A 25,816-nucleotide genomic window follows, 5' to 3' on the forward strand; every position below is an offset into this window, starting at 1 on the left:
CCGGTCAGTCCACCAGGGCGGTGGCCATGACGGCGATGCCCTCGTCGTGACCGGTGAAACCCATGCCATCAGTGGTGGTAGCGGTCAGCCGAACCGGTGCCCCGACGGCCTGGCTCATGGCTTGCTGGGCCAAGTGACGGCGGGAGGAAATTCTGGGGCGCTGGCCGACTATGACCAGGGAGGCGTTAAGCAACCTGCGACCGTGCTCATGCAGGCAGCCCATGGTCTCCTCCAGCATGGCCGCCCCGTGCATGCCCGCCCCGGGAGCCTGTGCTCCCAGGCCGAATAAAGTGCCGATATCGCCCAGGTCGGCGGCTGACAAGATGGCATCAATCAGGGCATGGGCAGCCGCATCGCCGTCAGAATCACCCAGCAGGCCGGGGGTTCCGTCATTCCAGAACAGACATGCCAGCCAGAGGGGGCGCCCGCCAGTCGGGTCGAATCGATGGGCGTCAAAGCCCAGTCCGACGCTTGGATGACCCATGACCGGCTCCGGCCTCAGCGCTTGGCCTTGGTCTTACCCTTGCCCTTGTTCTTGGCAGCCTCCTGGGCCACCCGTGCCAGGGTCTTGGAAGCCGGCTCCTTGGGGGACTTGGTATGGTGCTTGTCGTCACCGGGCATGGGGTCTGCATAGCCCAGGTTGACGTCCAGCAGGCGCTGGGCCTCGTCCTCGTCCAACTTCTCAGACAGGGCGATCTCGGAGGTCAGGATCTTGCGGGCCTTGATCAGCATCCGCTTCTCGCCCGCCGACAGCCCGTGCTCGTCCACGTCGCGCTGGGAAAGGTCACGCACCACCTCGGCGATCTTGTTGACCTCGCCGGTGGCGATCTTCTCCACGTTCAGCTTGTAGCGGCGGGACCAGTTCATCTCCTTCTCCTCGACCACCGGGGTGCGCAGGATCTCGAAGACCTTGGCCACCGCCTTGGCGTCGACGATGTCCCTGACGCCCACCTTGGCTGCGTTCTCGACGGGGACGTTGATGACCAGCCCATCAGAGGAGAGCACGGACAGCTGCAGGTACTTGCGGGTGACGCCCTTGACGGTCCGTTCGGTGATGGCGTCCACCCTGGCGGCCCCATGACGCGGATAGACGACCATGTCACCGACCTTGTAACCCATATGTCCTCCAGAACGAGTCGATAAAATACCATATAATAATGTCATTGCGCATGGACTTGCCGACGGGGACTCGGAGGCGACGCGATTCTCTGCGAGCACACTTCCCCTGGAGGCTCTGAAGACTATTCTGGAAGAAACGACGGTGGTGGAACGAATGCCGACAAGGCTCCACCCCGCATGACGAGCATCGTTTTGCGGATCAGTGATCGAAGACAGAGGTAGGCATGATCAAAAACACAAGCCGCTACACTACACCCAGCACCATCCTGGTGGTTGAGGATGAACCCACCCTGGCCACCGCCATCGCCCAGCGCATCACCGCCGAAGGGTGGACGGCCCGGGTGGCCTCGGACGGTGCCAGCGCCGTGCAGGCCGCATCCCAGATCAAACCCGACCTGGTCATCATGGACATCATGTTGCCCGTCATGGACGGACTGGAGGCCACCAAGCGGATCGTGGCCGAGCGGCCGGTACCGGTGCTGATTCTGACCGCCAGAGACGACGAGGCCGACAAGGTGACCGGTCTGGGCGCCGGTGCCGACGATTACATGACCAAGCCCTTCTCCATGCGCGAGCTGATCGCCCGCTGCAAGGCCCTTCTACGCCGGGTGGAGCGGGCCAAGGTCATCGCCAAGAACTCCGAGAACGAAAAGGTGCTGGACTTCGGATCCCTGGTCATCGACCCGGCCCAGCGCATCGTGACACTGCGCGGGGAGCAGATCCACCTGACCCCCACTGAATTCGACCTGCTGGCCACGCTGGCCCGTCGGCCCAAGTCCGTGCTCACCCGCGAGAAGCTGCTGGAGGAGGTCTGGGACTGGGTGGATGCCTCGGGCACCAGGACGGTGGATTCCCACGTCAAAGCCCTACGCCACAAGCTGGGCTCGCAGATGATCCGCACCGTGCATGGAGTGGGATACGCCTTCGAGCCGCCCGAGGATCAGGAACAGGATCAGCGGTAACGACCACGGATGCACGCCATGAGCAAGGACGGCAGAAGCCGGCGCAAGGGACCCAGTCTGAGTGCGCGGGTAGATCGCGAACGGCCTATCGGATCCTTCGCCTCATTGAAGGTGGAGCTGAGCGTCCTGATCATCATCTCCACAGCCATTGCTTTTGTCATGGCCTGGTTCTTGCTGAAGATGGGCTGGAGCGGCTGGATTGCTATGCCGCTGACCCTGGTGGTGGCCCTGGGAATTACCTACTTCTTCTCCCGAGGGCTCACCGCTCCCCTGCGGCAGATGCGGGATGCGGCCGAAGCCATGGCCGACGGGGACTACACGGTCCGGGTCCACGCCACGACGACCAGCCATGACGAAGTGGGACTCCTGGCCCAGTCCTTCAACGAGATGGCCGAGGAGCTCCAGCACGCCGACCAGATGCGCCGGGACATGGTGGCCAATGTCAGCCACGAGCTGCGCACTCCGGTCTCGGCCCTGCAGGCCATGGTGGAGAACATGGCGGACGGGGTGACCGAGCCCACTCCAGCTAACCTGGAGGGAATTCTGGAGCAGACACACCGCCTGTCCGACCTGATTGCCTTCCTGCTAGACCTGTCGAGGATGGAGGCCGGGGCCGCCAGCCTGCAGATCGAGGACTTCGACTTCGGGGACTTCATTGACGAGACCCTCCAGCCCCTGGCCATAGCCGACGCCGGGCACGCCCACGACATCCAGGTGGACCTGGAGAAAGGCCTGAGAATGGAGGGCGACCAGGACCGGCTGCGCCAGCTCTTCACCAACGTCATCAGCAACGCCCTGAAGCACTCGGCCGACGGCACCACGGTGCTGATCCAGGCCCACGAAGATCGGCAGCAGGAGACCATAGTCACCAACGTGGTCAACTTCGGCTCGCAGATACCCCCCGAAGCCCGCACCGACATCTTCCGGCGCTTCGTCAAGGGCAAGGCCGGACCAGGCACCGAGTCGGGAGGCACCGGGCTGGGGCTGTCCATCGCACGCTGGGCGGCCCAACTGCATGGAGGCCAGGTACAGGTGGTGGACGATCCGCGCGGAGCGGACTTCGAGATCACCCTGCCCAGATATCATCGCGAACCCGACGAGGACGAGGGGGACGGGAGCCGCTCCGGCGGTTCCGACGCGCCGCATTGACGGGGAGGCGCACTTCGGCTCATAATGAAATCGAACATTTGTTCGAATGCCATCGAGTTCGAGGTGTGCCATGGTCGCTACCATCCATGGGTCGCCAGATGCGGCCCCTGCTTCCCTGCCGGAGTGCCGGGTCGATGCCCTGAGCCTCTTCCGAGGACACCCCAGCCCTGTCCCCCAGGCCCTGGAGGCCGTCCACGCCGGTTTCCCCTCAGTGGCCCAGGACTACTTCAGCGGTGACTTCAGCTTCGACCAGAACGTCATCGTCCATCCCGACTCCACTTTCATCATCCATGTGGCCGGCGATTCCATGACCGGCGCCGGCATCTTCGATGGGGACCTGCTGGTGGTCGACCGTTCCCTGGAGCCGCGCGAAGGGGACATCGTCATCGCCATTCTGGACGACGAGCTGCTGGTCAAGCGTCTGGCCAGGCGCAAGGGAAGGACCATGCTGCGGGCCGAAAACCCCGCCTACCCCGACTTCATGCCCCAGGAGGGCGAGGAACTGGTCATCTGGGGGGTGGTCATCGGCAACTACCACTGGCAGCGGGTGGATACCAAAGGCGAATCCCGGAGCAGCTCTCCCCTGCCTCAGGTCACCTATCCCGGACACACTCCGCACGGACGCGGGCGCACAGGAAGCCAAGACCGGAAACCCACCTACCCTTCTACGGGCTGGGGGTCGGCATGAGCGCGCAGAGACCGGCCGATCCTGCATCCGGAACCGCTCTGACAAGCCGGATAGTCCTGGCTGATGCCAATTCTTTCTTTGCCTCTTGCGAGGCCGTCTTCGATCCTTCCCTGGCTGACCGTCCGGTGGTCGTGCTTTCCAACAACGACGGCTGCGTAGTGGCCCGCAACCGTCCGGCCAAGGCCCTGGGCATCACCAACGGCACACCCTGGTTTACCATTCGTGAACGGGCCTTGCAGGACGGGGTGGTGGCCCGCAGCTCCAACTATGAGCTCTACGCCAGCCTCTCCAGGCGCATGATGGCCATCATGGCCCATTTTCTGCCCAACCAGGAGGTCTACTCCATCGACGAGTGCTTCATGGACAGCATCTGGAACGACAAATGCACTGTCAAGATCTGCCGGGAGCTGCGTGCCGCAGTCCTGCGATCCACCGGCATTCCCGTTAGCGTGGGTGTGGCACCTACCAAGACCCTAGCCAAGGTAGCCAACCACTGGGCCAAGGACCATCCCTCGACCGAGGGGATCACCCTCTGGAGCCAGGTGGAGTCCCAGTATGGCGACCAGGCTCTGGCATCAGTGCCCGTTGACCAGGTCTGGGGGGTGGGCCGACGGCTGACCGGCAGACTTATGGGCATGGGCATCACCACTGCCCTGGATCTGCGCGACGCTGAGCCTTCCCTAATCCGGCACCGGTTCTCCGTCATGCTGCAGCGCACCGTCCTGGAATTGAGGGGGCAGCCCTGCATCGAGCCCGAAACGGATGCCGCCAGGGGCGTGCGCACCGATCAGATTCTGTGCTCGCGCATGTTCTCCCACCCCATCGAGGGCTACGCCACCCTGGCCCAGGCGTTGAGCATCTATGCCCAGAAGGCCTGTCGCCGTCTGCGTCGGCAGCACGGCCTCTGTGGCAAAGTGCGGGTCTTCTGCTCCACCAGCCCCTATGCGCCCCAGCAGTTCTGCACAGCCGGCCGGACTGTCGTCCTGGAGGATCCCAGCGACGACCCCCTGGTCATCGCCGGCGCAGCCAGCCGGGCACTCAAGGGCCGAGTAGATCCGCACGCCCGCTGGATCCGGGCCGGGGTGGTTCTGCTGGACCTGACCAATGCTGACCATTTCCACACCTTGGAAGGTCTGGACGCAGCCCGGGACACCCATGGTCTGGGGAATGTCCTGGAGGATGCCACCCGTCGTTTCGGTCCCTTCCGGGTGGGCGTAGGCTACGGAGGCATCCGCGGCCAGGGCCGGAGCGACGAGGATACGGGGGCCGACTGGGCCATGAACCGGGGCATGCTCTCCCCTCGGGCCACCACCCGCTGGGACGAGATGGCCGTGGCCCAGGCCCGCTAGAGATCCTCATGGCCTGGAGGAACGGCCGCCAGAGCCAAGGCAGCCAACGGCAGGGCGCCTGCAGTCTCCAGGGCACGAGCACACTGACGGATGGTGGATCCTGTGGTGATGATGTCGTCCACCACCAGGACGGGATGGCCAGCCAGGCGTGAGGGATCCGCAACTGCGATCCGGCCCGCTAGCCGACGTGAACGGTTCCGACGGCCGCCCGCCTGGACGGACTTGGTTCTGACGGAGTTCATGATCAGCGCCGGTTCCACACGGACAGTCAGACCCTGCTGCTGCAGGGACTGGACCAGAGACAGAAGGATCGGCTGCAGATGAACTCTCCCCCGCCTGCGCAGGGATGCGGACGAGGATGGAGCGGGAACCACCAGGATCGCCTTTGCAGGCTTGGACCGGAGCAGAGGATCGATCAGTCTAGCCAGGACCGGGGCAAGATCGGCCATGACCTGGCCCAAGGGTGCGTCCAAGGGCCGGTTGTCGTGGTCCTTCCAGGCTAGAATGATCCGCCTGACAGGTCCTCGATATGGAGCACAGGCCAGGGCCAGGCCTATAGCATAGGCGGGCGCAGGCACCGATAGGGGCCGGAAGAGCAGGGATATGCAAGTGGGGCATAGCAGAAGATCAGGGCGGCCACAGCCGGCGCAGGCTCGAGGAGCCAGCAGGTCTAGGGCCGAGCTTGCCAAGGCTGAGGCGACAGCACAAGCGGCCTGTCGGAACCGGCCGGATGCCGATGAAAGGTTGCGCATAACGCCTAGCCAACCCTCAAACATTGAGGATAGGAAAGCAAGACAGAGCCATGTGCATGAACAGACCATCCGTCCACAGGATTGTCTGCGGACAGGTTCAGTAGGTTCAGGCCAGATCTGCCTCAAGAGCCCGGATCAGGTCCAGGGCATCGGCCGGATTATGCACACGCAGAGCCATGGCCCCGGCCATAGCAGCTGGATAATCGTTGCCGTCCGGATCCATCCGGTCGCCCACGAAGGCGATCTGACCGACATCCACGCCCAGTATCTTGGCCAGGGAGGTCATGGCATAAGCCTTGTCGATGCCCTTGGCTGAGATGTCCACGCTGGTGGAGCCGCCGGATCGCACCTGCAGGTGGGGCAGGTCTGCGGCCACGGCCCGGGCTAGGGCATCCTTTCGGCTGTTGTCCGGATCCCAGGCCTCCTTGGCTTGGACGGGTGCCTGCTGACCTAGGGCGGAGAAGGTTATCTGACTGCCGCGATCCTCTATTCGCGGCCCCCAGACCTGCTCCTCCCAGTCTCCCAGCTGCTTGGCCCTGCGCTCCAGGCTGGCCTCGGCGGCTTGCCGGTCCTGGGTGCTCAGATCGTGGGCATAAACGCAATCCCAGCTTCCATCCTGCCAGCGGTAGTAGCGAGTGCCGCTGGTGGGCATCAGATGCAGCTGATTGAAACAGGTATCCTCAGGCAGGGCATCCAGCACCTGGTCGCGGAACTGGCTGAACCGCCCACCAGAGACGATGGCCACGGGCCGGAACCGGGTGAGGGCAGCGAAATGGACAGCCATGGTCTGGTCCATGCGGGTCTTGGACAGCGCCAGGGTGTTGTCCAGATCGAAGGCCAGCACCCTTGCCCGTGCGCAGATGGACCTTATGTCTTGGCTGCCCCACCAGGCCACGTTCACCGCACCATCCTCCGCCATGATTACTCCCATCCGCTTGTCGATCATCGCTCCATGCTACAAGACACCCTGAATCGAAAAATGCCTCCGGATTGGGGGCTATGGTGAGTGTCATGATCAACGATCAGCCGCCTTGGTCCCGTAGCGTCTACCGGGACAGTCATGGCCGGGGGATTCGTCGGCCCACCTTCGGCACCCGCCTGCCCCGCTATCGCACCAGATGCGGGATCTTCGACGATCTGACCGCAGCCCAGATTCGGCGGTTGGGCTCCGGCTGGCCACAACTGGTCAAGCCCGTCCAATTCGCGGTCGAGGACGTACCGCCCTCCGACCCCACCCCATGGGAGGACCAGTCAGACCTCTTCTCACGCAGTTTTCCGGCAGGCCGCGGCATCCCCGCCAGGATCGTTCTCTACCGAATGCCCATCCAGAGCAAGACCCGAGACCGCACGGAGCTGGAGCTGATCATCCGCGACGAGCTTGTCCTGCAGCTGGCTGACCTCTACGGGCGCGACCCCGAGGAAATCGACCCCATGTGGGGACGCTGAAGTCCGGATCTCAGGACAGGACGGTGGAGTCGGGGCCGGAGCGAATCACAGTGGTGGTGGGCATGAGCCCGTCAGGAGCCATGACCGCCAGACCAGCCAGGCCAGCCTGGTTGACTGCGTCCACGCTCAAGCGAGCGTTCCAAACCAGTCGGGAAGAGCCATGCCCAGAGTCCTCATTCAGCCGCACGGCGGCCACATGGTCGCCCAAATCGTGAGTCGAAAGCTCATTGGCTTGACCTGCCTCAATAGTCAGCGAGCGCTCCCCCAGCTTGTTGCCCTTCTCGTCGAATCCAACCAGTTCGGCCTTAATCGGATCCGCCGATGGGTTGACCAGGGTCAGCGCAGCCTGGGCGGGCTGGGATATGGTAAGGGCCGAAGAGGCGGCAGCAGTTCCCGCAGGAATCAGAGCCAGATCGGACTGCGACTGGTCCTGGCTGCTCTGGCCGGTCACCTGCAGGACAGCGCGGACAGGCCGGTCGGCATGCACCTGCAGGGCCAGCTTGCCATCAGGCACACCACCCAGGTTCACCGCCGTGGCCTGAGAGCCTTGCAGATCCACCCGCCGCAAGGATTGCTGACCGCCTTCATCCACCCAGGACAGGTCTACCGCCGTGGCATGGGAGCCCTGTAGAAGCAGAGTGGCCTGGTCTGCACCTCGCAGACCGGCAATGACCAGATCACGGCCGGGAGCCCGCAAGGCGGCCACCTGATCCGATCCGCGTGGATCAAGCCCAGACATGACATTAACGGAGACCGACATAGCCACCGGGGCCTGGGAGCTGCGAGCCCGGACGTAAATAGCCTGCTGGCCAGGGGCCGCAGCAGACAGATCGTATGAGACATGGCCGCCGGGAGCCACGGTCATGGTCTTCCCGGTCTCCAGGGACAGGTGGCCCGAGGAGTGCGAACCTTGGACCTCAATACTGATCACCGTGGCTTTGGATGACGGATTGTAGGCCACCAACCGTTGGGTGGTCCCTCTGCTGGTGGCGGGCAGCAGGAAGTCCGCATTCATGACGGCCCGGGGGCAGGCCAGCGCCTGAATCCCCCTAAGATCGCCCTTGGTGGCCCATGAGACCATGCCGACGGCAGCCCCTGTGCCCGGCTGGGACTTGAGCATCCGGGAATCGAATGCTGTTGCCGAGGCACCGGGATCGAGCGATGCGGCCATGGCCTTCTGCCCGTCCAAGAGATCAGGATCAGTCACCGTGGTGCGTTGCCCACCCCCCATTGGAATCAGGCTGGAACCGCCGATGGATCCGAAGGCGGCGGCGGTGACACGGGAGCTCAGATCGCCCTCCGATGCCTTGAACTGGTCATCGCCGACCTTGTCCTCGTCCGCCACCGCCAGGCGGGCCGGACAGTAGGCCGCCACCTCCCGCTGGCTGACCCGGCTGGCCACGACAGTCGAGCCCTTGGCCCCATCGGCCAGGGAGGCCGGAGGCGTCCAGATCAGCAGAGCTGCAATCAAAACCGCCACCAGGGGTGCCGTGACCAGAGCGGCCACCAGGGATCCCTTGCTTCGTCCACTCATAGTTGCTCCCCTCCGAAATAGCCCGGACGCGGCAGCGCCACCAGGCAGTATCCCAGCAGGATCAGGCCCAGGGTCCACAGCCAGACCCTCCTCCAGGTGCTGGCCTCTGCTTGATCGACCCCGGCCATATCAACGCCCACATCCTTGCCGGACTGCGAGCTCAAACGAAAATAGGTTCCTTGGGCGTTCGTCACAACCTGTTGGGCGCCGTCACTGGCGGTGATGTTGGATACCAGGTCATCGTTGGGCGTGGACCCCAAGCCCGCTGCCCCGGAACGGTCGACGGGCACGTAGATTCCGCCGAAGCCCAGGTCGGTCACCGCGGCTACGGCCTTGGAGTCGGCATTGGCCATCAGAGACGCCGCCGAATGCGAGAGGACATCCTCGCCGGTCATCCGCCCGCCGTTCACCCGCTGGGCACGCAGGGCAGGCGAGACATCGATCAGATCCCCTCGTGAAGTGTGCAGACCAGTGTAGGCCACGTGGCCATGGGAGGGCGAGGTCAGCACCAGCACCCGATGGGATGGGTCCTTGTCAAGGTAGTCCGCCGCCACTGCCGGAAGCCGTCGGCCGTCAGCCGACAGGGGCCCGCCGGCAGGCGCAGCCAGACCGGCCACTGCCACGCCTGAAGTGACCAGGGTCAGGAGCAGGCCCAGAAGGAGCCTTAAAACCCTTCCGCCACCACCGACTGCAACCGCTGACGTCGGGGAGGACTGCGCAGGAGGCAGGGGCGGACGATCGGCATCGTTGTCGGGGGTCTGGTCATGCCCGGGAGCAAGGGGCGAGAAGGGACGGACGGCCCTGCCTGCCAGGAGGCCCAGACAGGTCAGCAGCCCCATGAAGGCCATCATCACGCCGGGCAGGACCGAACCAGCCACTGGACCTGTTTCATCCAGACCGGTGCAGACCGCCTGCGAGACCAGCGCCAGGACCAGGCCCAACAGAACCGTGATCCACAGAATCCTGGCCGCCTTGAGCGCCCGAGACACAACCAGGGCGACAAAGGCCAGCAGGGCCACCGCCAGCAGGCAGCAGACCAGCGTGACCGGACGCCAGAGTTCAGACCGCCACCTGATAGGCCACAGAGCCGAAACATCCAGGCCCAGCAGGCGGGCCAGCATCTCTCCCAGGCTCCCGGTTCGAGGCTGGCCAGTCAGGTCTGCCGAAGGAACCATCAGGTCTGCGAAAAGCTGCCTCCAAAGCCCATCCTTGGCATGATGCAGGGAGTTCACCAGGGTGGGTGCCAGGGCCAGCACCGAAGGCAGGGGCATCAGCAGCAGCATGATCCGATGGGCTGGCACCAGGCAGATCGCCATGATGAAGAGTGGAATTATAGCCAGCATGAGCTGGGGTTCGGCTGCCAGGACCGGCAGGAAGCAGACGGAGGCCAGAGCCGCCTGCTGCACCGAAGCCTTGGGGTGCACGGGAGCCTCGGTCTGATACAGCCCCACGGCCTTGAAAACGAAGGCAAAGGCGGCAGGCATGAAGGCCATGACCGTCAGCATGGGCAGCTGCAGACCATCTACAATGCCCAGGGCGAATGCCAGGCAAGCCCAGAGCAGCCCCAGCAGGACTCGGATGGGATTGGACCTGGTGACCACGCCGGCCAGAGCCCAAAAAGACAGAGCGGCCAGTCCCATCTCCGTTAGGAGCATCAGGGCCATGGCCTGGGCCACATGACCGCCGGTCAGCAGAGCGAAGGGCAGAAGGACCAGAAGGAATGGAGCAGGAACGGCGGGCTGTCCCACGCCCCCGGCCCATGACCAAGAGGTGGTTGCCGCCGCCAGCAATTGGGACCAGTCGGCTCCTGACGAGGGCAGGAAGGGCGCATGAATAGCCCCTCCCGAGAAGATGGAACGGCACAAGGGCCAGTGGGTGGCCACCAAGGCCACTAAGACCGCTATGGTCATCCCTGAAGCCCAGGCCAGGCGACGCAGGAACTGCTGGCGCAGATGAGCCAGGGCCAGGTGGCTGAGCATGGGATGCTCCTGTTGGTCGTGGAAGGCCTGCCTGCGCTGACGCCACTGCCGGATCTGCTGGCCGTTGGCCTGAAGAACGTCCAATCGACGGGGACCGCCATGGCAGGCGGAAGTCAGACGGCGACGCATGGTCAGCAAGGCTGCAGGACGGGCGAGGATCCGCCAGGGCGCGCACAGACGGCAGAGGGCCCTGTAGGGCCGCTTGCCGATAAGGTCAACGGCCATGAACCAGAGCGCCGCCAGGACCCGCCAGAGCCAGACCAGCAGCCACCAAGGCAGGGCAAAATCGGTCAGCAGGTAGCGCTCGCGAGCCAGTATGGGGCCCATTGAGGCATCCAAGGGACGGTCGGGCTGCACCGGCCGTCCATTTCGGTCGCGCAATCCGTTCATCCGAGCACTGGCATGGGCCATCCGGACGCTGGGCACCACTACCACACGTCCCCCTGACAGGCATATGCGGCGGCAAAGGTCGTCGGCTTGGCCAAAAGTGCTCGCCCATGCGCCTGGTCCACCCAGGTCCTTCATGGTCTGCATGGGCACTAGGGCACCAGCCAGACTCACCGCAAAGACATCCTGGCGTGCGTCATACTGCTCCTGGTCGGGCTCGCTGTCCACTACCAGGCTCACCGTTCGGTGATGATAGGCATACCGACCCACATCCCGTAGTCCCTCGCCCTGCCAGTCATACTGCTTGGCACCCAACAGGGAAGCAGTGGGATTGCTGTGCCAGGTGTCCACCAGCTTGTCCAGGCAATGCTTATCCATCGGACGGCAGTCGTCGTGCAGAAGCCAAAGAGCGCGAATCCGACCAGGCAAACGGGCATAGCCAAGCGCCTTGCCCACGGCATCGCCGAAGGAGGATGCGCCTCGGGCGCGAACCACCTGCACTTCCACCCGCGCTGACCCGTCTACCGGGAACTGCGCATAGAGAGGCTCCACAGTGGCCCCCGAACAGTCCGCAATAACTAGGATCCTGGGCAAGAGGCTCTGTCGCAAGAGGGCACGCAGGGTGTCTGGTAGATAGGTCAGGTCATGCTCGACCGTGATCACCGCCGCCACAGCATCCTCAACATAAGGACTGGCGGCAGGTGAACATTCGTTCATGACTGCAGAGAGGACCTGCCGAACATCCTGGGCTTGAGGCGCGACGAAACTCATGCGTTCCAGTCTACGCAATCCAGGTCACCGGAGCCTCGCTCGGGCACTTGCGGCGATTCAGACCTGACGCTGCGCGCGCATCCTCTTCTTGTAACGGCGGCGCTCCCGTTCACTCATGCCGCCCCAGATGCCAAAGCGCTCGTCGTGTTCGACCGCCCAGTCCAAGCATTGCTTCCGGACCGTGCAGTCGGCGCAAACCCGTTTAGCCTCCTGAGTGGAGCCTCCCTTGCCTGGGAAGAATGCTTCCGGGTCGGTCTGTGCACAGAGCGCCTCGCTTCGCCAAGATGGTCCGATGTTGACTTCGAACCATTGCATTAGCGGCGTCAGCCTGTTTTTAGTTGTACTGCTGTATCGAGTGTCTATAAAACCACTCATAGCGACCCCCCAGTCCCTAGTGTGTTTACACACTTTTATTACAGCCGCTACGGAGGTCTTCTGTCAACCCCTAAATGACTGCAAGCGCAACTGAGCAACACGTCGAGGAGGCCGTATCGCCCGAAGAGGAGCTGCGGATGGGGGTCAGACTATACTGTGACTGGTTCAAGCACGCGTCACCGCCATCCCGGTTCTTCCCGCCGGAATGACCCCTACAGCGACAGCCGATGAGGAAGGCATAACCATTGACGTCCCCAACCAGAAAGATGGGTCTGCCCAACATCAAGGCGGGCAGGAACGGCAAGCCCCAGCACAGCGACGGGTTCCGCAGCAGCCACTCCCTGCGTACGGGCATCTGTCTGGCCCTCACCTTCGTTCTTTGCTTCCTTGCTTCAACGGTGGCAGCCTTCTGGACCGACATCAACGGGCATATGCACGTGCTCGAGCCCATCAACCTGACCCAAGCGCACAAGGCCCCGGAAGACATCTACAAGGGCAAAACCCTAAATGTTCTGGTGCTGGGCCAGGACACACGCGACGGCAAGGGCAATTCCGAAGTGGGCGGCAGCGGGGATGGTCTGGAGGAGAACCACCAGTCTGACACGGCCATGGTGGTCCAGATCGCAGCCAACCGCTCTTATGTGAACGTGGTCTCCATCCCCAGGGACTCCATCGTGAATGCGCCGGCCTGCGTCACCAGCAATGGCAAGACCATCCCAGCCCGACGCCACGTAATGTTCAACTCCATTTTCGCTGAGGGCTACAACCAAGGAGGCGACGCGAACTCAGCCGCCAGCTGCTCCCTGGCTGCGGTACGGTCCCTGACCGGCCTTGACATCCAGCAGTTCGTGGTGGCCGACTTCAATGGATTCAAATCCATCATCGACGCCCTGGGCGGTGTTGATGTGTGCATCCCTAAGGACACCTGGGACGGCTACACCGGCATCAATCTGAAGCGCGGGCTGCACCACCTGGACGGGACCCAGGCCACTGAGTACGCCCGCATGCGACATGGGACCGGCGCCGACGGATCGGACATCATGCGCACCACCCGCCAGCAGTACCTGATCAAGAGCCTGGTTAACGAGGCAAAGACCGTTGATATTTATTCCGACCTGCCCAAGGCCTACCGCCTTGCCACCACATCCATGTCGACCCTACAGCTGAGCGAAGGCCTGGGCAGCTTCCAGACATTGCTAGGCCTGGGCAACTCGCTCAAGCATATAGACACCGCGCACATCTACGCCCGGACCATACCTGTCGAGGAATGGTCCCAAGACAGAAACCGGGTGGTATGGACCGAGAAGGCTGAAACCATCTGGCACCTGCTGCGTCAGGGCAAGCCACTAACTCAGGCCAATGAGGAAGCCGAGTCAGCATCTTCGTCGCGCACCTCATCATCAGACACATCTTCGTCAGACACTCAAGCGAACAACGAGCAGAAGCCCCAAGACACCCAAAGGGCGCAGAACAATACTCAAACCCCTAGCAAGAGCTCTGTAACTGGGGCCGCCACCCAGACTCCATCTGCCTCCGCCAGCGCTCTGCCTGAGCCGGATCCACGCACGGGACTGATCACCATGCCCGACAAGACTCTGATCGATCCAAGCACAGGTGGAATCGTGGATCCGAACGACGGGACCATCAAGGATGCGAACACCGGGCAATACATTGGCATGGCCGATCGCTACCTGTTCGCCACAGTCTGTGCGGTTCCGGCGCAGAGATAGCCGATAGACCCACTTGGGTCGTTCAGGCATGCTATTGCTTGCCTAGTCGGTCAAAGCTATGGAGGTCGAAGGCATGCAGACTGGAACAGACCAAGGCGGACAGGAACAGGAGCCACCCAGCTTCATGCCCTCCAGGCATCGTCGTCCTGAAGCCGCCCCTAGCGCTCCTGCCTCCCCGGCTAGACGCAGCGGCAGGCAGCAGGAGCTTCCCACTTTCTCGCCCTCCTCAGGGACCAGCACGACCCGAACAGCCAGACGCACCAGCGGCTCCTCACGGACCACACGCAGGCCAGTGGCCCAGGCTGCTCCCAGCGGGAATGGCTGGGGCAATGGCAGCAACCGAAGCAATCGTGGCATGCTGTCCGGTGCTGCCCTAACCCGCAGGCATCCAGTGCGCAGGTTCGTAGCCATACTGCTCCTGGTCATCCTGCTTGCCCTGGTCGTACTGGCGGGCTGCGGATGGTTCTGGATCAATGCCAAGCTCACTCATGAGCAAATGCTGACGGACGCCCCAGGTTCAGGGGCCACCACCTGGCTGCTGCTGGGGTCAGACCAGCGTGACGGCTCCCCGGGAGCCGGCCAGGACACCAGCATCACCGGTTTCCGGACCGACACCATTCTGGTGCTGACCAAGCCTAAGCAAGGAGCTGCTTCCCTGATTTCCGTCCCCCGCGACTCTCTGGTCAAACAGGATGGGAAATACATGAAGATCAACGCCGTGGCATACACATCGGGCTACCCCTCCCTGACCAGCCAGATCGAGGACATCACGGGCCATAAGGTCGACCATGTTGCTCTGATCCGCTTCGGGGGTCTCAGCAAGGTAGTCGATGCCATAGGTGGCATTAACCTCTGCTATGACGCGGACGTTAATGACCCACAATCCGGCATGGTCTGGTCCAAGGGCTGCCATCAGGCCGATGGCGGCATGGCCTTGGCTTTCACTCGCATGCGCTACTCGGACCCCAAGGGTGACTTCGGGCGGGCAGAGCGGCAGCGTCAGACCATTTCGGCCATCACCTCCAAGGTCCTGCAACCTTCGATCTTGCTCAATCCCGCCGCAGCTGGCAAGGTCCTTTCGGCTGGCTTGGATTCCTTGATCGTGGATGAGCGAACCAACGCCATAGACCTGGTGCGCATGCTCTTGGCCTTCCGCAGCGCCAGTGGTGAAAAGGGCATCACCGGAAGCCTTTATTGGACAAACCCCAACTACTACCCAAACTGGCGCGTCGGTTCCACCGTGCTGCTAGACCAGGCCCGCAACACTGACCTGTTTGAACAGCTAGCCCAGGGCAGTCACGCTCCCGGCACCGTAGGTGGCATCTGACAGCAACATCCGACAGGCGTTTCTCGAGTCCTTTCAGGCCCATCCATATTCGACCACATGCCAGATTCGCTTTTGCAATCAGCAGCAGGATCTTTCATGCTGAAAGCATGACTAAAGCCCCTTCGCTCACAGCTGCACCCCCCGAAGGGGTGAGGGTCGGCCCAGAAACCTTGAACGAGACTGAGAATGACCATCCGCACCCTGCCAACAAGGGCAGAACACAGGTCTTTCTGACCCTTGTTGCACAGACGGCTCCGGCTCTGGCACAGGCGGGCATGATCTGGTACGTGGTCGCCCAGGGCCGTTGGATGCTGCTTCTCTTCTTGCTGCCCAGCCTGACGGGCACTCTGGCCATGGTGCTTTTAAGCCTGCTGCGAGCGCATCGTCAGCCACCGTCCGCTTCACCGGCCCGAGCGCAAGTGGAATACAACACAGCATCGGGTCGTGCATTCACATCGACGACCACAGAGGACCAAATCCGCCAGGAGATGACCCAGTTGGCATCCTACCCAGGCCCTCAGCTAGAGTCCCGGCTCTTGGGATCAGGGGCTTCGGGAGCACATGGCCAGCTTTGGCAGAGCATCGTCCACACCTGGCTTGCCGCATCAGGTTCTACAGCCCCGGCAGTCATCGGTATCCGTCCTGATCACAGTCCGCTGGTCATCGATCTACCCAGCGACGGACCCCACGCCCTGGTAGCAGGCACCACCGGATCAGGCAAATCGGTCTTCCTGCAGACCTGGTGTCTGGCCTTGGCCGCCAGTCAGCCGCCGGACCACCTCAATCTGGTCCTGTTGGACTTCAAGGGCGGTGCCGGGTTCGGTCTGCTGGCACGACTGCCTCACACCGTGGGCTGCGTGACCAATCTGGATCTGGACCGGGCCGTGCGCGCGCTGAACGGTCTTCAGCGGGAGTTGGAGCGACGTCAGCGCCTGGTTGCCGGAGCAGGAGTGGAGAATACTGCCCTTATGGCTGACCCACCGGCACGACTGGTGGTGGTTATTGACGAGTTCCAGGCCCTGCGCCAACTTCTGCCTGACTATCTGGACAGGCTGACCTCGCTGGCCTCCCAGGGCAGGTCTCTGGGTATGAATCTGGTGGCCTGCACCCAGCAGACCATGGGACAGGTCAGCGCTCAGATGCGGGCCAATATGAACCTGGGCATCTGCCTGCGAGTGCGGGACCCCCTGCAGTCCAGGGAGCTGCTGGGCTCCTCCTGCGCCACGGCAATTGACCCAGCCTGTCCAGGTCAGGGCTTTCTGGAGCGGGGACGGGGTCCACAAGCCTTCCGCACCTGCCCAGCAGCTGACCCGCAGGCCCTGATAGACCAGATCATCAAGGCCAGTCGCTTCTGCGGCAGCCGACCGCCTGCACCGCTCTTCTCGCCTCCCCTGCCTGAACACGATCCAGCCTACGGACAGATCCTCTGGCAGTCAGGATGGCCCCTGATACCTCTCGGACGCATCGACGACGGGGTCCTGCTCCACCTCTATCGCCTGCCGCTTAAAGGTCATACGGCCCTGATCGGAACTCGCGGCCGTGGCAAGAGCAACCTGCTGGCCCTGCTGGCTCGTTCCCTGCTACCCCTGATGCAACCGGAAACCCGGCCAGAGTCCAGCTTCGACCTGCGTATAACTCGTCGGACAAGCCATGGCTACAGCAGCAGGGACTTCCCAGGTCAAGTGCCAGCACCGCCTCACAGCCGTCAGAATAGCAAGCGTCGGCTGGTCTGGATTCTTGACGATGCCCAGGATCTGCTGGATCCCCTCAGTCGGGATCCTCTGGCCCAGCTGCTGCAGGAGGCTCTGGGACAGGAGGGAACCAGCGTGGTCCTGGCTGTGGATACGACCAGCGCTCTGCGCAGACCGGAGCGTTTCAGCCGTCGTCTGGTGTTCCCCTGTGGCGAACGGGGGGCCGATCTGGCAGCTGGCATCCCCGCCGATCAGCTTGCCACCCTATCCACCCGGGCCAGCACCATTCCTGGACGGTGTCTGGTTCTGGAGGCGGGTCACGCCATTCCGCTACAGGTGTTCTCTTTAGCCGTAAAACAAATGGACCCTTGAAAAAAGTCACCCATCGTGCTTATCTTGCATAGGGTAGTGATAAAGCACCGATAAAAACTTCTTGGAGGCTTAGGTAGATGAGTAATGCGTTTGATTGGCGCGCCAAGGCTGCTTGCCGTGATAAGGACCCTGAGCTGTTCTTCCCCGTTGGCAACACAGGTGCAGCCTATCAGCAGATCGAGGAGGCCAAGGCCGTGTGCCGGACCTGCAAGGTCATTGACGCCTGTCTGAAGTGCGCGCTGGACACCAATCAGGATTACGGCGTCTGGGGCGGACTGAGCGAGGACGAACGCAGGGCTCTGAAGCGCCGGGCCATGCGTGCGCGCAGGTCCCAGGCCATGCAGATGCAGTCCTGACTTTTTCCGATTGCGTCAAATAGAGAGGGGCGACGGCTTGATGCCGTCGCCCCTCTCTATTTCTGAAGAACACCCTTCACTAAAGGATTCCGAGCTACAAGGTTCAGGACATCACACGTCCTGGGCCACGCGCAGCTTAATGTTGATGACCACCCGGGTGCCACCATCCCGACGAGGCTCCCACTTGACCGTGCCGCCAAAGTCGTTGGTGACGAAGGTGTTGATGATCTGCGTGCCCAGCCCAGACCCGGTGGAACGAGCCTGTCCTTGATCCGACTCGGTGCTGTAGCCGTTGCCGTCATCCTCGACCACCACATTGAGGTTGTTGCCGCCCCGGCCTACCGATATGGTGATATGCCCCTCCTCACGGCCCTCAAAACCGTGTTCGACAGCGTTGTTGACCAGCTCGGTCAGCACCAGGGACAGGGGTGTTGCATCCTGGGCGGGCATCATCCCGAACTTGCCTACATAGGAGATGGTGATGTGCTGGTCGCTGGTGGTAGCCAGGTCCACGCTCATCTTCAGCAGGTTGGCAATCACTTTGTCGAAGTCCACAATCTCGTCGGCGGTTTGGCTGAGGCCCTCGTGAACCACGGCTATGGTCTGGACGCGGCGCTGGGCCTCCTCTAGCTCCTTGCGGACCTCGTCGGACTTGGTGCGCCTGGCCTGCAGCCGCAGCAGGGCTGACACTGCCTGAAGGTTGTTCTTGACCCGGTGATGAATCTCAGAGATGGTGGCATCCTTGGTCTGCAGCTCCTTCTCCCGGCGACGGAGCTCGGTCACGTCCCGGCAGAGAACGATGGCGCCCGTCCTGCCTTGCTTGCCATACAGGGGCAGGGAACGCATGGAGACAGCCGACCCGTTGGCATCTAGCTCCGAGTCCACAGCCGCCTTGCCCGACAAGACCAGCGGCAGAGAGTCGGGAACAGGATCGTTCTCCTTAAGCAGGGAGGTGCCGATCTCGCTTAAGTATTGGCCAATCATGGTCTCCACTGAGCCCAGCCGACGGAAGCAGCTGATGGCGTTGGGTGAGGCGTAACGCACTACGCCACTTGCCGTCAGCACAAAGAAACCATCGGCCACCCTGGCGTTGTGACGCTGGTTGAGCACCGAATCCGCGTATGGGAACTCGCCGCGGGTGATCATCTCGAAGAGTTCTTTGCCCGCGTTGATGCTCTCGCTCTCGTAACGGCCGTTGGACTCGCGCGTGGCCATGTTGGTTTCGCGGACCACCAGGCCCAGGGTTTTGCCCTGGTGACGGATAGGGGCATAGACATCGCAGACCGTGGCGCGGCCGATGGTCCGCAACTTGGTGGATCTTAGCACCCCCTTGGACTGCATGGCCGCCTCCAGCTCCTCGCTGCGATCAGCCGGGAAATGCTCTCCGACCACGTCTTCGGTGCGCAGAGACATGACCGTAGAGGGTCGGCACTGCTCGGCCACAGTGAACTCCTCCTCGCCGGTGCGCAGCAGAAGCAGCAAGTCGGCAAAGCTTAGATCGGCGATGACCTGCCAGTCGGCCACCAGGTGGTGGAGCCACTCGCGGTCCTCCTCATTGCAGTCGTCGCAGGATGCCAGAATCTCGGAAAAATCAGCCATGCCCTCCATCATACAAAGGGCCCGCGGAAGCAGACAGGCGGGTCATGCCCAAGGCGATGATGACATGCACGTCCAATACACAGGTCTGGGGTAGGGTGGTTCACGGATGTTTCGCCCCAGCTACCGGACCCTACAGGCCCGGACCAGTCAAGGGGCCAAGGGAGGGCCATGGCAACCAGGACCAGCGAGGACGGCAGACCGCCTGAGGACCAGGAGGTCGATCCCGATCTCGAACGCCGTCGCCAGCAGCGCCGCCAGGAGCTGACCTATCTGCGCCGGGATGCGGAGGTGGCTCACGAGGCCCATCTGCAGGCCAGGGCTGACGCAGTGCGCGCCAAGGCCAAGGTCAAGGCTGCGCGGATCATGGCCAAGGCCGAGATTAAAGCCTCACGAATCGAGGGCATCCCCGACATGGAGATCGAGCGCAAGGTCCGCCTGGATGTACACGGCCGTCCCAAGCCCCTCCTGCGCGGGTGGATCCATGCTGTGGCCGCCCCTTTGGCCCTGGCCGCCGGCATCGTCCTGATCTGCCTGGCCCACGGCACTGGCCTCAAACTGGCCTGCGCGGTCTTCATGGTCGCCTCACTGGCCCTCTTCGGCAACTCGGCCCTCTACCATCTGGGCGACTGGACCCCAGGTACCACAGACGTGCTACGCCGCTTGGACCACGTCAACATCTTCCTGCTTATCGCCGGCACCTACACGCCTATTTCCTTCGCGCTGGACCCCTTCTGGCGGCGGATCATCATCCTGGGCATGTGGGGGGCCAGCTTGGTGGCCATGATCGTACACGTCTTCTGGATCGATGCTCCCCGCTGGCTCTACACCCTGGTCTACGTGGTCTTCGGAGTCTCGGGGGTGGGCTTCCTGAAGCTCTTCTGGGACTCCCCCATGGCCGGTCCGCCGGTGGTCTGGCTGATCGTGGCCGGCGGCCTGGCCTACATCCTAGGGGCGATTGTCTACGGTCTGCGTCGGCCGGACCCCTGGCCCCGGGTATTCGGCTTCCATGAGATCTTCCACTGCGGCACGGTCATCGGCTACGCCTGCCACATCGTGGCCATCTACCTGGTGGTCTGCAACCTACGCTGAGCGGCTCTCCAGCCGAACCGCCCTTTCAACAAAGACCATCGGCCTGCCTTATGAACCAAGTGGTCATTCATAGAGCAGTCACCTATAGATGAAGCCGCCCCCCGCCAATCATGGCGAGGAGCGGCTTCATTCAGGCCGAGCTGGGACGGTGAGGGGTCGTCCCGCTACTTGAGGGGCTGGGCATCCTTGACGGTGACCGAGATGTCCTTACCATTGGGAGCCTTGTAGGTCACGGTCTGACCCTTCTTGGCGCCCATGAGGGCCGCGCCGATGGGCGACTCGGGGCTGATGACGTCGTAATCCGTGGCCACGGTCAGGTCCCTGGAGCCCAGCACATAAACCATTTCGTTGCCGGCCATGGTCAGGGTCACCAGGGAGCCATTGCCCACCGTGCCCGCCTTGGGAGCCTTGAGGATCTTTGCGTTGCGAAGCTTGACGATCAGCTCGTTGATCCTCCCCTCGTTCTTGCCCTGCTCCTCGCGGGCAGCCTGGTAGCCGCCGTTCTCGCTCAGATCGCCCTCGGCCCGAGCCGCCGCGATGCGTTCGGTAATCTCGTCGCGGTACTCGCCTTGACGGTGGTCAAGCTCCTCCTTCAGCTTGTCGTAAGCGGCCTGTGTCAGCAGAATCGTCTTTTCCTCAGCCATGTGATTCCTCCTTGTTTGATGCACTTGTCTCGTGGCCCGACCTGAACTGCAAAGTCAAGGGTATGAAAAAGGCGCCGGCCCTCACCGGCGCCTGGAGACCTTTGTCTACCGTGTCGATATGATGTCAATCACGAAAACCAGGGTATCGTCGCCGCCGATGCCCGCCTGGGGCATCCCCTGACGACCATATCCGTACTCCGGCGGAATGGAGACCACCAATCTGGACCCCACGTTGTGACCGGGCACCGTCTGGTCCCAGCCGCGAATGACCTGCCCCACGCCGATGCCGAAGCTGGCCGGCTGATGACGCTGGAAGCTGGAGTCGAAGACCTGATCCGAACCCCAAACGACGCCGTGATAGTTGACGGTGACGGTATCGCCCTTGCGGACGACAGGCCCGTCCCCCTCGACCAGCTCCACGGCGCGCAGCCCGCTGGGTGCCGGACCATGGAAGGTTATGGTCGGCGTGGCGCCGAATTCGGCGTTCACCTCGGGCATGGATTGGTCACTCATGACAACTCCTTTGGTTTTCTTGCGTACCAGAGTATCGGTTCGTCGGTCGGGTGACAAGTTGCGACACTGCCGTCCAAGCCGATGAGGCCTTGGTGCCCCGGGTGGGAATCGAACCCACAAGCCGGTGAAGGCGGCGGATTTTAAGTCCGATGCGTATACCATTTCGCCACCGGGGCCATAACCCATAACGCCTTAGTATATCATTCACGCAGGAGGGTCCGACCATAATCCATGACCAGACCGTCCAGGAGGCCGTGCTCGCTAGCCACATAGGTTCCCGAAGCCAGCGCACTCGGACTGGCCTGGCCCAGACGTTCCAGCAGACAGTTCCAGATCAGGGCGCCACCGCCGATCACATCAACACGACCGGGGTGGATGGTCTTGAGTCCCCGACGCTCCTGCCGGCTCATGTTCAACACCTTGTCGTCAACCCGGCGAGCCGCTTCGACAGATATGGACTGACCATCGACGGCATGGCGATCGTAAACCTGGCATCCCAGGGCCAGAGCGCTCATGGTGGTGACCGTGCCGGAGACTCCGATCACACTGCCTACCCCAGCTACAGGGACCTTGTCGAAGGCCCGGTCGATCCAGCTGTCAACATCCTCAAGCGCCTGGCCGATCTGCACCTGGCTGGGCGGATCATCCAGCAGATGGCGCTCGGTCATCCGTACGGAGCCGATGTTCATTGAGTAGGAGGCCCTGACATGGTCAACAGGCAGATCGCTCCCGTCCCCGCCCAGGACCAGCTCGGTGGAGCCGCCGCCTAGGTCAACCACCAGGTATGGAGCAGGAGGCATGCCGTCGCTGCCCCGCTGCTCCAGCACACTGACCGCTCCCAAAAAACTCAGCGAAGCCTCCTGGGAACCGCTGATGACCTCGGGCGTGACCCCCAGGATGGAGCGCACCCCCTCTTCGAAACTTTCCCGGTTGTCGGCATCCCTGGTGGCCGAAGTGGCCACAAAGCGCAGGCCATCCACCGGGTGCTCCTGCAGTTGCTGGGCGAAGAGCCGACAGGCCTCAAAGGCCCGCTCCAAGGCCTGATCGGAGAAGCGATGATTGCGGTCCACGCCCTCCCCCAGTCGGATGACGCGCATCAGCCTGGGAACCACTGGATGGAGCCCCTGCCGGTCTACCTGGGCTATCAGCAGACGTATGGAGTTGGTGCCACAATCCACGCCCGCCACTGTTACCTGATCCATGGAAGCCCCCTTCATTGGTTCTCTTGCTGGTTCTCTTGTATGGATGCCTCGGCCCAGGGCTGGGCGCACCTGCAGACCTGCGGATCGAACACCTGACGCACCAGGCCTAGAACCCGGTCACCCAGTGGATTGACCCCAGGGCCCATAACTAGAGACTGAGCGGTCAGAGCATGCAGACACTTGACCCTCTTGGGCATGCCCCCGGCCGAGATTCCGACTATGTGACTCTCGTCGTCGCTCAGCCGCTGAGCCAGGGCAGAGCGGAAGGCCAGATAGAGCTCGTGGGCCCTACAATAGGCGCTGGCCAGATCCGGATCCGAACCAAGCTCGGTATTCCAGTCGGACATGATGCCGTCGGCCTCCAAGCGTGAGACGGCCTTGACAGCCTCGGGGCTGGTCAAATAGCAGGTGGTCGGAAAGGGTGTGCCATCCTCCAGCTGAGGCCGGGTAACCACAGCCAGGGGGTTGCCACAGACGCAGCGGGCGCCCACGGCCACCATGCCCCGCGGAAAACGGCCCAGTTGCTGGTTAACGGCGGCTATCTGATCCGGTGTGGCCGGCGTCGCCAGAAGCTCCTGGACTCGATCTCTTACCATGGTCAGGTCCCGGTCAGTAACCAGGCTGGATGCTTTAGATTCGACCCGGACCTTATCTACGGCTTGAGCTTCCACTGCTGCCTGGGGCCTTTCCTGGGCCTTGATCACGCTGTCCTCATCTTTCCTGATTGTTTGCTACTGCTAAGTTCATTAACCATTGGCGCGGCGAAATCCGAACCTTCGGAGTTCACTGCGTTCCCCCGCCCTTGAATGGAGAGGGACTATCAGATCCACCTGGACTGTTGGAACCAGTTGGACTGGCGGACCCATTCGGACTGGCTCCGTCGCCTGGTTGCTGACCTGTGCTCCCCTTGTTCCCATTGGCCGCCGGGTCCTGGTCGGCCTTGGCAAAGGAGTAGGCCATCTCCTGATACCAGGGCAGGGAATTCTTCCTAGGGGCCCGGACCCCCTTGCTTCCGGCCTGGTCCTTGTCCTTGCTGCCCGTGACCGCCTCCGGATGCAAGACCCGGATGGCCTCCTCGTCGGGGAAGACGAATCCCAGCCGATCCCTGGCCTGGGCAGTTACATAGGCTTTGTCGTCCCAGCGCCGGATCTGGTTCTCCAAGTCACGCTTATGCTCGACTAGCTGGGCCTGCTGGTTGCGCAGGCCGTTGAGTTCGGAAAGATTAATGGCGTAGGAGTGGAAGGTGGAGACCAGCTGAATCAGCCCCAGGGCCACGATGATGACCGCCACAAAGAAGGTGATGGGTCCCGATGACCGCCTGCTTGTCCGCCGGTCGCCGCCGTCACGCTTGTTCTTGGCCATACCCATAAAAATACCCGTGGCAGCCGACGCGGACCGCCACGGGTGAAAGACTGTACGGCCGGGTCAAAACCTGCAAAGGCTTAAGCCCGACCAGCAAGGCCTTACTTGGTGTACTTCTTGCAGGCCTTGAAGGCGCTGTAGCCGGCGTACTCGGCGGTGGAGCCCAGCTCCTCCTCGATCTCCAGCAGACGGTTGTACTTGGCGATGCGCTCACCACGGGCCGGAGCACCGGTCTTGATCTGGCGGGTGTTCTTGGCCACGGCCAGGTCGGCGATGGTGGTGTCAGAGGTCTCGCCGGAACGGTGGGAAACCATGGAGGTGAACCCGTTGGCGGTGGCCAGCTCGATGGCGTCCAGGGTCTCGGTCACGGTGCCGATCTGGTTGAGCTTGACCAGCAGGGAGTTGGCGGCCTTCAGGTCGATGCCCTTCTGCAGCCTCTTGGGGTTGGTCACCAGCAGGTCGTCGCCCACGAACTGCAGGCGGTCGCCCATGGCGGCGGTGATCTTCTGCCAGGCGCCCCAGTCCTCCTCAGCGAAGGGATCCTCGATGGAAACCAGCGGGTACTTCTCGACCAGGCCCTGGTAATAGTCCAGCATGTAGTCAGCGTCGCGGTCCTCGCCGTCGAAGTGGTACTTGTCGGTGTCCTTGTTGTAGAACTCCGAAGAGGCCACGTCCAGGCAGAGGCCGATCTGCTTGCCAGGCTCGTAGCCGGCAGCCTGAATGGCATCGACGATGTACTTCAGGGAGTCCTCGTTGGACTTCATCTTGGGGGCAAAGCCGCCCTCGTCGCCCAGGCCAGTCTCATGGCCGTCCTTCTTCAGGATGCCCTTGAGGGTGTGGTAGACCTCGACGCCGGCGCGCAGGGCCTCCCGGTATGAGTCGAAGCCGTAGGGGGAGATCATGTACTCCTGGATGTCGGTGGCGAAGTCAGCATGGGCGCCGCCGTTCATGATGTTCATGTTGGGCACGGGCAGGATGTGGCCGTTGGTGCCGCCTAGGTAACGGTAGAGAGGCAGTTCGGCGGACTCAGCAGCCGCATAGAGCGCAGCCAGGGAGACGCCCAGAATGGCATTAGCGCCCAGCTTGCCCTTGTTGGGGGTACCGTCCAGATCAATCATGGTTTCGTCCAGGGCACGCTGATCGGTGGCGTCCATACCAATGACGTTGGGAGCGATGGTCTCATTGACCGCCTTGACGGCGTCCAGCACACCCTTGCCCTGATAGCGCTTCTTGTCGCCATCCCGACGTTCCCAGGCCTCGGCCTCGCCGGTGGAAGCACCGGAAGGAACCAGACCACGCCCCTCGGCGCCGTCCTCAGTCTGCAGAACGACCTCGACGGTCGGGTTGCCACGGGAATCAAGAATTTCGCGCGCGAACACGCTTTCAATTGCTGCCACAACTGCTCCTTCAATAAGTTGTT

The 25,816-nt window shown here is 62.7% G+C and carries 24 protein-coding genes and 1 tRNA gene; 10 read left to right on the top strand and 15 right to left on the bottom strand.

What is annotated here, in order from left to right; all coding sequences use genetic code 11:
* Positions 1-4: 4 nt before the first annotated feature.
* Together ACUIAI_RS04135 and ACUIAI_RS04140 are read right to left on the bottom strand one after the other, a co-directional pair.
* On the bottom strand, positions 5-484 hold the full coding sequence (locus tag ACUIAI_RS04135; protein WP_445342743.1) for a 2-C-methyl-D-erythritol 2,4-cyclodiphosphate synthase: 480 nt from the start codon (positions 482-484) through the stop codon (positions 5-7).
* 14 nt (positions 485-498) lie between these two features.
* Entirely contained in the window at positions 499-1,119 is a 621-nt protein-coding gene (locus ACUIAI_RS04140; protein ID WP_110413030.1) for a CarD family transcriptional regulator, read from the bottom strand.
* Positions 1,120-1,343: 224 nt separating this feature from the next.
* On the opposite strand from ACUIAI_RS04140, the gene ACUIAI_RS04145 reads away from it, so the two are divergent.
* The 4 genes from ACUIAI_RS04145 (at position 1,344) to ACUIAI_RS04160 (ending at position 5,267) form a co-directional block, all read left to right on the top strand.
* Complete coding sequence (locus ACUIAI_RS04145) at positions 1,344-2,081, top strand: response regulator transcription factor (RefSeq protein WP_110413031.1); 738 nt, start codon at positions 1,344-1,346, stop codon at positions 2,079-2,081.
* 18 nt (positions 2,082-2,099) lie between these two features.
* Positions 2,100-3,230 carry a sensor histidine kinase gene (locus ACUIAI_RS04150; RefSeq protein WP_445342744.1) on the top strand — a complete coding sequence of 377 codons (1,131 nt, stop codon included), beginning with the start codon at positions 2,100-2,102 and terminating at the stop codon, positions 3,228-3,230.
* A 70-nt stretch (positions 3,231-3,300) separates the two neighbouring features.
* Positions 3,301-3,918, top strand: a complete 618-nt coding sequence (locus ACUIAI_RS04155) for a LexA family protein (protein ID WP_445342745.1) — start codon at positions 3,301-3,303, stop codon at positions 3,916-3,918.
* On the top strand, positions 3,915-5,267 hold the full coding sequence (locus tag ACUIAI_RS04160; RefSeq protein ID WP_445342746.1) for a Y-family DNA polymerase: 1,353 nt from the start codon (positions 3,915-3,917) through the stop codon (positions 5,265-5,267). Before ACUIAI_RS04155 ends, ACUIAI_RS04160 begins: the two co-directional genes overlap by 4 nt.
* On the opposite strand, the gene ACUIAI_RS04165 is transcribed toward ACUIAI_RS04160, so the two are convergent.
* Together ACUIAI_RS04165 and ACUIAI_RS04170 are read right to left on the bottom strand one after the other, a co-directional pair.
* On the bottom strand, positions 5,264-6,043 hold the full coding sequence (locus ACUIAI_RS04165; protein WP_445342747.1) for a ComF family protein: 780 nt from the start codon (positions 6,041-6,043) through the stop codon (positions 5,264-5,266). The genes ACUIAI_RS04160 and ACUIAI_RS04165 overlap by 4 nt on opposite strands.
* A gap of 82 nt (positions 6,044-6,125) precedes the next feature.
* Positions 6,126-6,965, bottom strand: coding sequence for an HAD-IIB family hydrolase (locus ACUIAI_RS04170; protein ID WP_445342748.1), 840 nt, complete (start codon positions 6,963-6,965; stop codon positions 6,126-6,128).
* 65 nt (positions 6,966-7,030) lie between these two features.
* Here ACUIAI_RS04170 and ACUIAI_RS04175 point away from each other — a divergent pair, with 65 nt between their 5' ends.
* Positions 7,031-7,465, top strand: coding sequence for a metallopeptidase family protein (locus ACUIAI_RS04175; protein ID WP_198190881.1), 435 nt, complete (start codon positions 7,031-7,033; stop codon positions 7,463-7,465).
* 10 nt (positions 7,466-7,475) lie between these two features.
* On the opposite strand, the gene ACUIAI_RS04180 is transcribed toward ACUIAI_RS04175, so the two are convergent.
* Genes ACUIAI_RS04180 through ACUIAI_RS04190 form a run of 3 tightly spaced genes read right to left on the bottom strand, consistent with a single transcriptional unit; the run spans position 7,476 to position 12,451 of the window.
* Positions 7,476-8,999: a DUF5719 family protein gene (locus ACUIAI_RS04180; protein ID WP_445342749.1), complete on the bottom strand. Its 1,524-nt coding sequence runs from the start codon at positions 8,997-8,999 to the stop codon at positions 7,476-7,478.
* Positions 8,996-12,136 carry a glycosyltransferase family 2 protein gene (locus ACUIAI_RS04185; protein WP_445342750.1) on the bottom strand — a complete coding sequence of 1,047 codons (3,141 nt, stop codon included), beginning with the start codon at positions 12,134-12,136 and terminating at the stop codon, positions 8,996-8,998. The genes ACUIAI_RS04180 and ACUIAI_RS04185 overlap by 4 nt, the downstream gene beginning before the upstream one ends.
* Before the next feature lie 57 nt (positions 12,137-12,193).
* Entirely contained in the window at positions 12,194-12,451 is a 258-nt protein-coding gene (locus ACUIAI_RS04190) for a WhiB family transcriptional regulator (RefSeq protein WP_029678496.1), read from the bottom strand.
* A gap of 305 nt (positions 12,452-12,756) precedes the next feature.
* Between ACUIAI_RS04190 and ACUIAI_RS04195 the strand changes: the two genes are divergently transcribed.
* From ACUIAI_RS04195 to ACUIAI_RS04210, 4 genes are all read left to right on the top strand, one after another.
* Complete coding sequence (locus ACUIAI_RS04195) at positions 12,757-14,241, top strand: LCP family protein (RefSeq protein ID WP_445342751.1); 1,485 nt, start codon at positions 12,757-12,759, stop codon at positions 14,239-14,241.
* A gap of 73 nt (positions 14,242-14,314) precedes the next feature.
* Entirely contained in the window at positions 14,315-15,568 is a 1,254-nt protein-coding gene (locus ACUIAI_RS04200) for an LCP family protein (RefSeq protein WP_445342752.1), read from the top strand.
* A gap of 107 nt (positions 15,569-15,675) precedes the next feature.
* Positions 15,676-17,631 (top strand): FtsK/SpoIIIE domain-containing protein, encoded by a 1,956-nt coding sequence (locus tag ACUIAI_RS04205; protein ID WP_445342753.1) that lies wholly within the window; start codon positions 15,676-15,678, stop codon positions 17,629-17,631.
* A gap of 77 nt (positions 17,632-17,708) precedes the next feature.
* Entirely contained in the window at positions 17,709-17,987 is a 279-nt protein-coding gene (locus ACUIAI_RS04210) for a WhiB family transcriptional regulator (RefSeq protein ID WP_015021978.1), read from the top strand.
* 111 nt (positions 17,988-18,098) lie between these two features.
* Here the strand turns inward: ACUIAI_RS04210 and ACUIAI_RS04215 are convergent, their stop codons facing one another.
* The gene (locus ACUIAI_RS04215) at positions 18,099-19,586 is read right to left on the bottom strand and encodes a sensor histidine kinase (RefSeq protein ID WP_445342754.1); all 1,488 of its coding nucleotides are present in this window, start codon (positions 19,584-19,586) and stop codon (positions 18,099-18,101) included.
* Positions 19,587-19,754: 168 nt separating this feature from the next.
* Here ACUIAI_RS04215 and trhA point away from each other — a divergent pair, with 168 nt between their 5' ends.
* Complete coding sequence (trhA, locus tag ACUIAI_RS04220; RefSeq protein ID WP_445342755.1) at positions 19,755-20,675, top strand: PAQR family membrane homeostasis protein TrhA; 921 nt, start codon at positions 19,755-19,757, stop codon at positions 20,673-20,675.
* A 164-nt stretch (positions 20,676-20,839) separates the two neighbouring features.
* Here trhA and ACUIAI_RS04225 read toward each other — a convergent pair whose 3' ends face one another.
* From ACUIAI_RS04225 to eno, 7 genes are all read right to left on the bottom strand, one after another.
* Positions 20,840-21,319, bottom strand: coding sequence for a GreA/GreB family elongation factor (locus ACUIAI_RS04225; RefSeq protein WP_024627331.1), 480 nt, complete (start codon positions 21,317-21,319; stop codon positions 20,840-20,842).
* Positions 21,320-21,424: 105 nt separating this feature from the next.
* Positions 21,425-21,832, bottom strand: a complete 408-nt coding sequence (locus ACUIAI_RS04230) for an FKBP-type peptidyl-prolyl cis-trans isomerase (RefSeq protein ID WP_024627330.1) — start codon at positions 21,830-21,832, stop codon at positions 21,425-21,427.
* A gap of 90 nt (positions 21,833-21,922) precedes the next feature.
* A tRNA-Leu gene (locus ACUIAI_RS04235) sits at positions 21,923-22,008 on the bottom strand.
* A 24-nt stretch (positions 22,009-22,032) separates the two neighbouring features.
* Complete coding sequence (locus ACUIAI_RS04240; protein WP_445342756.1) at positions 22,033-23,034, bottom strand: Ppx/GppA phosphatase family protein; 1,002 nt, start codon at positions 23,032-23,034, stop codon at positions 22,033-22,035.
* An 11-nt stretch (positions 23,035-23,045) separates the two neighbouring features.
* Entirely contained in the window at positions 23,046-23,738 is a 693-nt protein-coding gene (locus tag ACUIAI_RS04245; RefSeq protein WP_445342757.1) for a DUF501 domain-containing protein, read from the bottom strand.
* Positions 23,739-23,817: 79 nt separating this feature from the next.
* Complete coding sequence (locus ACUIAI_RS04250) at positions 23,818-24,402, bottom strand: FtsB family cell division protein (protein ID WP_445342758.1); 585 nt, start codon at positions 24,400-24,402, stop codon at positions 23,818-23,820.
* Between the two features lie 95 nt (positions 24,403-24,497).
* Entirely contained in the window at positions 24,498-25,793 is a 1,296-nt protein-coding gene (gene eno / locus ACUIAI_RS04255) for a phosphopyruvate hydratase (RefSeq protein ID WP_015021986.1), read from the bottom strand.
* Positions 25,794-25,816 lie beyond the last annotated feature (23 nt).

It is taken from the genome of Bifidobacterium sp. ESL0827, assembly GCF_052606685.1.

What these genes read in the sequence shown, in the direction of transcription:
- ACUIAI_RS04135 (WP_445342743.1), bottom strand. Translation starts at nt 484, where the DNA reads ATGGGTCATCCAAGCGTCGGACTGGGCTTTGACGCCCATCGATTCGAC.
- ACUIAI_RS04140 (WP_110413030.1), bottom strand. Translation starts at nt 1,119, where the DNA reads ATGGGTTACAAGGTCGGTGACATGGTCGTCTATCCGCGTCATGGGGCC.
- ACUIAI_RS04145 (WP_110413031.1), top strand. Translation starts at nt 1,344, where the DNA reads ATGATCAAAAACACAAGCCGCTACACTACACCCAGCACCATCCTGGTG.
- ACUIAI_RS04150 (WP_445342744.1), top strand. Translation starts at nt 2,100, where the DNA reads ATGAGCAAGGACGGCAGAAGCCGGCGCAAGGGACCCAGTCTGAGTGCG.
- ACUIAI_RS04155 (WP_445342745.1), top strand. Translation starts at nt 3,301, where the DNA reads ATGGTCGCTACCATCCATGGGTCGCCAGATGCGGCCCCTGCTTCCCTG.
- ACUIAI_RS04160 (WP_445342746.1), top strand. Translation starts at nt 3,915, where the DNA reads ATGAGCGCGCAGAGACCGGCCGATCCTGCATCCGGAACCGCTCTGACA.
- ACUIAI_RS04165 (WP_445342747.1), bottom strand. Translation starts at nt 6,043, where the DNA reads ATGTTTGAGGGTTGGCTAGGCGTTATGCGCAACCTTTCATCGGCATCC.
- ACUIAI_RS04170 (WP_445342748.1), bottom strand. Translation starts at nt 6,965, where the DNA reads ATGATCGACAAGCGGATGGGAGTAATCATGGCGGAGGATGGTGCGGTG.
- ACUIAI_RS04175 (WP_198190881.1), top strand. Translation starts at nt 7,031, where the DNA reads ATGATCAACGATCAGCCGCCTTGGTCCCGTAGCGTCTACCGGGACAGT.
- ACUIAI_RS04180 (WP_445342749.1), bottom strand. Translation starts at nt 8,999, where the DNA reads ATGAGTGGACGAAGCAAGGGATCCCTGGTGGCCGCTCTGGTCACGGCA.
- ACUIAI_RS04185 (WP_445342750.1), bottom strand. Translation starts at nt 12,136, where the DNA reads ATGAGTTTCGTCGCGCCTCAAGCCCAGGATGTTCGGCAGGTCCTCTCT.
- ACUIAI_RS04190 (WP_029678496.1), bottom strand. Translation starts at nt 12,451, where the DNA reads ATGCAATGGTTCGAAGTCAACATCGGACCATCTTGGCGAAGCGAGGCG.
- ACUIAI_RS04200 (WP_445342752.1), top strand. Translation starts at nt 14,315, where the DNA reads ATGCAGACTGGAACAGACCAAGGCGGACAGGAACAGGAGCCACCCAGC.
- ACUIAI_RS04205 (WP_445342753.1), top strand. Translation starts at nt 15,676, where the DNA reads ATGACTAAAGCCCCTTCGCTCACAGCTGCACCCCCCGAAGGGGTGAGG.
- ACUIAI_RS04210 (WP_015021978.1), top strand. Translation starts at nt 17,709, where the DNA reads ATGAGTAATGCGTTTGATTGGCGCGCCAAGGCTGCTTGCCGTGATAAG.
- ACUIAI_RS04215 (WP_445342754.1), bottom strand. Translation starts at nt 19,586, where the DNA reads ATGGCTGATTTTTCCGAGATTCTGGCATCCTGCGACGACTGCAATGAG.
- trhA (WP_445342755.1), top strand. Translation starts at nt 19,755, where the DNA reads ATGGCAACCAGGACCAGCGAGGACGGCAGACCGCCTGAGGACCAGGAG.
- ACUIAI_RS04225 (WP_024627331.1), bottom strand. Translation starts at nt 21,319, where the DNA reads ATGGCTGAGGAAAAGACGATTCTGCTGACACAGGCCGCTTACGACAAG.
- ACUIAI_RS04230 (WP_024627330.1), bottom strand. Translation starts at nt 21,832, where the DNA reads ATGAGTGACCAATCCATGCCCGAGGTGAACGCCGAATTCGGCGCCACG.
- ACUIAI_RS04240 (WP_445342756.1), bottom strand. Translation starts at nt 23,034, where the DNA reads ATGGATCAGGTAACAGTGGCGGGCGTGGATTGTGGCACCAACTCCATA.
- ACUIAI_RS04250 (WP_445342758.1), bottom strand. Translation starts at nt 24,402, where the DNA reads ATGGGTATGGCCAAGAACAAGCGTGACGGCGGCGACCGGCGGACAAGC.